Here is a 764-nt window from a genome sequence, read left to right as displayed (position 1 = left end):
GCGCTTCAAACTGAGAGAGCGTCATGTTATTCGAACGAGCGATATTCTCTAGAGTGGTATTAAGCTGGGCATCACCAATACGAATACCGGTACGATTTGCCATTTGTAGCTGGATGCTTTCAAGAATTAATTGATCAAGCACACGCTGTCGCATAACTGACAACGAGGGAAGAGGGGTATTCTGGCGCTGTAAGCGTTTAGTGATCGAGTTTACACGTTGGGCTAGCTCAGACTGCATCACGATATCGTCATCGACAATGGCGATGACTTTGTCTAGAAGTACTGCATTTGGCCTCAGTTCAGGTCTAGAGTTTTCTTCAGCATGAGCCACAGAGGCCATACAGCTAAGTCCTAGTAGGGTGCTAAATAATAGGCTCAGAATTGAAGGTGATTTTTTGTGGGTGTGAGTAAACATCGCCATAACTATAAATAACTCTAATTTAAAATTTCTTCTCGGGCCGCATAGCCCGGAATATGTTGATCCATTCTACGGGTACTTTGTCCAAAACCGCCAACACCACTTAGTTGAAAACGGAACAAAAACCCATGTAAGACTTCGCTATCACTATCTAGATAAGATTGACTTAGCAATTGAACGCGCCAGCAGCAGCTACTATATTCAATGCCTGCAAGCGAACCAATGCTGCGCTCTTCCTCAAGGTCGTAACGAAGACGGCCTATTAGACTGGTTTGAGGATAAATAGGCGCAATAAAAGAGGTGTCGATTTGCTCTAGCTCACCCTGGATATAGCGATGGCTGAAAT

General features: G+C 44.4%; 1 protein-coding gene and 1 pseudogene. Both read right to left on the bottom strand.

Annotated features, from left to right (window positions below; all coding sequences use genetic code 11):
- On the bottom strand, positions 1 to 340 hold a 340-nt coding region (locus A3763_RS04940), incomplete at its 3' end, for a SurA N-terminal domain-containing protein (RefSeq protein ID WP_197482779.1).
- Between the two features lie 95 nt (positions 341 to 435).
- Positions 436 to 764: pseudogene (locus tag A3763_RS28210) on the bottom strand (LPS-assembly protein LptD); the annotation flags it as partial.

This window comes from Oleiphilus sp. HI0128 (assembly GCF_001635365.1).
Note: the sequence above shows the minus strand (reverse complement) of the source record. Positions and strands in the feature narration are given on the sequence as shown.